The organism is Nioella sp. (assembly GCF_964229645.1).
Taxonomy (GTDB): Bacteria; Pseudomonadota; Alphaproteobacteria; order Rhodobacterales; family Rhodobacteraceae; genus Nioella.
Map to the genome: position 1 here is coordinate 1 of NZ_CAXREX010000322.1, position 4,366 is coordinate 4,366.

General features: G+C 64.9%; 3 protein-coding genes and 1 tRNA gene. 3 read left to right on the forward strand and 1 reads right to left on the reverse strand.

The annotated features are described in order from the left end of the window. Nucleotides 1–578 (reverse strand): aminotransferase class III-fold pyridoxal phosphate-dependent enzyme (locus tag ACEQXV_RS19880; protein WP_370270616.1); only part of this gene is annotated, 578 nt, incomplete at its 3' end. Nucleotides 579–740: 162 nt separating this feature from the next. Here ACEQXV_RS19880 and ACEQXV_RS19885 point away from each other — a divergent pair. The 3 genes from ACEQXV_RS19885 to ACEQXV_RS19895 all read left to right on the forward strand — a co-directional run bounded on the left by ACEQXV_RS19885 (nucleotide 741) and on the right by ACEQXV_RS19895 (nucleotide 4,366). Continuing rightward, complete coding sequence (locus ACEQXV_RS19885) at nucleotides 741–2,219, forward strand: PLP-dependent aminotransferase family protein (protein ID WP_370253867.1); 1,479 nt, start codon at nucleotides 741–743, stop codon at nucleotides 2,217–2,219. A gap of 90 nt (nucleotides 2,220–2,309) precedes the next feature. Beyond that, nucleotides 2,310–4,085, forward strand: coding sequence for a sulfoacetaldehyde acetyltransferase (gene xsc, locus ACEQXV_RS19890; RefSeq protein WP_370270617.1), 1,776 nt, complete (start codon nucleotides 2,310–2,312; stop codon nucleotides 4,083–4,085). 206 nt (nucleotides 4,086–4,291) lie between these two features. Then, a tRNA-Phe gene (locus ACEQXV_RS19895) sits at nucleotides 4,292–4,366 on the forward strand.

Sequence of the window (4,366 nt, forward strand, 5' to 3'; positions counted from 1 at the left end):
TCCTTGCGGTATTCCATGCAATGGGGGACGCGCACGAAATCGGGCGCGAAGGGGCCGTATTGCATGTTGCGTTCGTCCTGGCCGCCAGCCGACATCGCGGCAAGGGTGGAGCCGTGGTAATCGCGGTCGCGATAGAGGATCTTGGTCTTTTGGCCCCCGTATTTCTTGTGCGCGATCTGGCGCACCATCTTGAACGCCTTCTCATTCGCTTCCGAGCCGGAGTTGGTGTAGTAGACGCGGCTCATGCCCGGCATCTTCTCGATCAGCTTCTCGGCGAAGAGCGCACCGGGGATGGAGCCCGCGGCCTGGGCGAAATAGCACATCTTCATCAGCTGGTCGCGGACCGCATCGGCGATGCGCTCACGCCCATAGCCCACGTTCACGGTCCAGACCGCGCCCGAGACGGCGTCGATATACTCCTTGCCATGCGCATCCCAGACCCGCATGCCCTTGCCCTCGACGATGATGCGCGGCTCGCCGGTTTCGAAGGGTTTGTGCTGGACCAGGTGATGCCAGACATTGGCGCGGTCGGCCTCGATTACGTGGCTGAGGTCATTGGGGTTGAAGGGGGTGTTCATGGGGATCTCCCGCTAGGAAACGGATTTTCGCAAGAGTGCCGGGACTCTGCCCCGACAGGTAGGGCCAGAGCGGCGGCAAAGATAGCGCCAGTGCATTGACAAGAGGCACCCTGGCACCTCATCTGGACTTAAGGCAATTCGCATCGCGGGGTAAGTCCAGATATGTCGATCCCGGTGGAGTCCTTCTTCCTCGACCCCGAGGCCGAGGGAACCCTTCAACAAAAGGTGCAACGGCTGGTGGCCGAGGGCATTCTCTCGGGCCGATTCCGGCCCGGAGAGAAGCTGCCGTCGAGCCGGAAACTGGCACAGCATCTGGGCATAAGCCGGATCACCGTGACCAATGCCTATACCGAACTGGTGGCCGACGATTACCTGAATTCGCGTGGGCGGTCCGGCTATTTCGTGTCGCAGACGGCCCCTGCGCCCCCGGCCTTCGACCTGCCGGGGCGGGGGGAAAAGCCCGCGATCGACTGGTCGCGCGCCATTGGTCAGCGTTTCGACAGCCCTGCGCTGCCGCTCAGGCCGGCCAATTGGCAGGAGTTTTCCTACCCCTTCATCTACGGACAGGCGGACCCGTCGCTCTTTTCGCACCAGACCTGGCGGCAATGCGCGTTGCAGGCGCTAGGGCAGAAGGATTTCAAGATCCTTACCGCCGACCGTTACGAGGAGGATGACGAACGGCTTCTGGAACACATCCAGCGTCATATCCTGCCGCGCCGGGGCATCGCGGCGCGCAAGGAAGAAATCCTGATCACCATGGGCGCGCAGAACGCGCTGTGGATGACGGCACAGATCCTGCTGACGCAGCGGCGCACGGCGGCGATGGAAAATCCCGGATACCAGGGCCTGCGGGAAATCCTGAGCCAGACGCGCTGTCACCTGGTGCCGGTCGATGTGGATGCCGGCGGCCTGCCGCCCGAGGCGCTGCCGCAGGGCACCGACGTGGTCTTTACCACCGTGTCGCATCACTGCCCGACCAACGTGACCATGCCGCTGGAGCGTCGCAAGCGGCTGCTGGACATGGCCACCGAGCGGGGCTTCGTCGTGGTCGAGGACGATTACGAATTCGAACTGTCCTTCCAGGGCGCGCCGTCGCCGTCGCTGAAGTCGATGGATGACGCAGGCTGCGTCGTGCATATCGGCTCCTTCTCCAAGTCGCTCTTTCCCGGCTTGCGGCTTGGCTACCTGGTCGGGCCCGAGGACTTCATCCGAGAGGCGCGTGCGCTGCGCGCCCTGGTGCTGCGCCACCCGCCCGGTCACATCCAGCGCACCGTCGCCTATTTCCTGTCGCTCGGCCATTACGACGCGCAGATCAACCGCATGCGCAAAGCCTACGAAACGCGGCGCAGGGTCATGTCAGAGGCGATCGCGCGCCACGGGCTGACGATTTCAGGTGCCGTGGGCACGGGCGGGTCGAGCTTCTGGATGCTGGCCCCCGAAGGCGTCGATACCGAGGAACTGGCGCGCAGGCTCTATGCCCGTGGCGTGGTGATCGAGCCGGGCAGGGGCTTCTTCGCCGCCGATCTCAGCCCCAACCGCTACTACCGGCTGGCCTACAGTTCGATCGCGGCGGAAAAGATCGGCGAGGGCATCCGCCGGATCGCCGAAGAGATCGCAATCTTTGGCCATAGCGAGGCCTGAAATCTGGCCCTAACCGGGGGGCAGGGCGAGCCGTTAATCTGGCCTCTGACCCGAGGCCGCGCCTCGCCCAGATTCCCCGGAGTGATCCCAATGAAAATGACCACCGAAGAAGCCTTCGTCAAAGTGCTCCAGATGCATGGCATCGAGGATGCCTTCGGCATTATCGGTTCCGCCTTCATGCCGATTTCGGACCTGTTCCCGCAGGCCGGCATCCGTTTTTGGGACTGCGCCCACGAAGGCTCGGGCGGGATGATGGCCGATGGCTATACCCGCGCCTCGGGCAAGATGAGCATGATGATCGCCCAGAACGGTCCCGGCATCACCAATTTCGTGACCGCCGTGAAAACCGCCTACTGGAACCACACGCCGCTGCTGCTGGTCACGCCGCAGGCCGCCAACAAGACCATGGGGCAGGGCGGTTTCCAGGAAGTGGAGCAGATGGCGCTGTTCAAGGACATGGTGGCCTACCAGGAAGAGGTGCGTGACCCGTCCCGCGTGGCCGAGGTCCTGAACCGCGTGATCCTGAACGCCAAGCGCGCCTCGGCGCCCGCCCAGATCAACATGCCGCGCGATTACTGGACGCAGGTGATCGACATCGACCTGCCCGCGATGGTCGAGTTCGAGCGCCCCGGCGGCGGCGAGGAGGCGGTGGCGGAAGCCGCACGGCTTCTGTCCGAGGCGAACTTCCCGGTGATCCTGAACGGCGCGGGCGTGGTCCTTGGCGGCGCGATCCCGGCCTCGATGGCGCTGGCCGAGCGGCTGGATGCGCCCGTCTGCGTGGGCTACCAGCACAATGACGCCTTCCCCGGCTCTCATCCGCTGTTCGCCGGGCCGCTTGGCTACAACGGGTCCAAGGCGGGGATGGAGCTGATTTCCCAGGCCGACGTGGTGCTCTGCCTCGGCACGCGCCTCAACCCCTTCTCGACCCTGCCGGGCTACGGCATGGACTACTGGCCGCAAAACGCCAAGATCATCCAGGTGGACATCAACCCCGACCGGATCGGCCTGACCAAGAAGGTCAGCGTCGGCATCGTGGGGGACGCGAAGAAGGTGGCAAGCTCGATCCTGGCTCAGCTGTCTGACACTGCGGGCGACGCAGGTCGCGCCGATCGCAAGGCCAAGATCGCGCAGACCAAGTCGGCCTGGGCGCAGCAGCTGTCGTCGATGGACCACGAGGATGACGATCCCGGCACCACCTGGAACCAGCGCGCCCGTGCCGACAAACCCGACTGGATGAGCCCCCGCATGGCCTGGCGTGCGATCCAGCGCGCCCTGCCGAAAGAGGCGATCATCTCGTCCGACATCGGCAATAACTGCGCCATCGGCAATGCCTACCCGTCGTTCGAGGAAGGGCGCAAATACCTCGCCCCCGGTCTCTTCGGCCCCAGCGGCTACGGCCTGCCCGCCGTCGTGGGCGCCAAGATCGCCTGCCCCGACACGCCGGTCGTGGGCTTCTCGGGCGACGGGGCCTTCGGGATCGCCGTGACGGAGCTGACGGCTATCGGTCGCGGCGAGTGGCCCGCGATCACCCAGGTGGTGTTCCGCAACTACCAGTGGGGGGCCGAGAAGCGGAACTCGACGCTCTGGTATGACGACAACTTCGTGGGCACCGAGCTCGATGAGCAGGTCAGCTATGCGGGCATCGCCAAGGCCTGTGGCCTGAACGGGGTGATCGCGCGCACGATGGACGAGCTGTCGGACGCGCTCGACCAGGCCCTGAAGGACCAGGCTGCCGGCAAGACCACCCTGATCGAGGCGATGATCAACCAGGAACTGGGCGAACCCTTCCGCCGCGACGCGATGAAGAAACCCGTCGCCGTGGCGGGCATCGACGCCGCCGACATGCGCCGTCAGGCAGGCTCCTGACCCTTGCAATGATCGATGGGGAAGGCCGGGCAAATGCCCGGCCTTTTCCTTTGCAAAGAAGGGCCTAGCCCCGGTCGCAGCCCGCGGCCTTGAGGGTTTTCACAAGGCAGGCCAACGCACCCAAAATTTTTTCCCAGACCCTATGGACAGCCCCGCCGGAACCCCCTAGAACGCCCCCACCCGCAGGAGACGACTCCTGCACCCGTGCCCGGGTAGCTCAGGGGTAGAGCAGTGGATTGAAAATCCTCGTGTCGGTGGTTCGATTCCGCCCCCGGGCACCA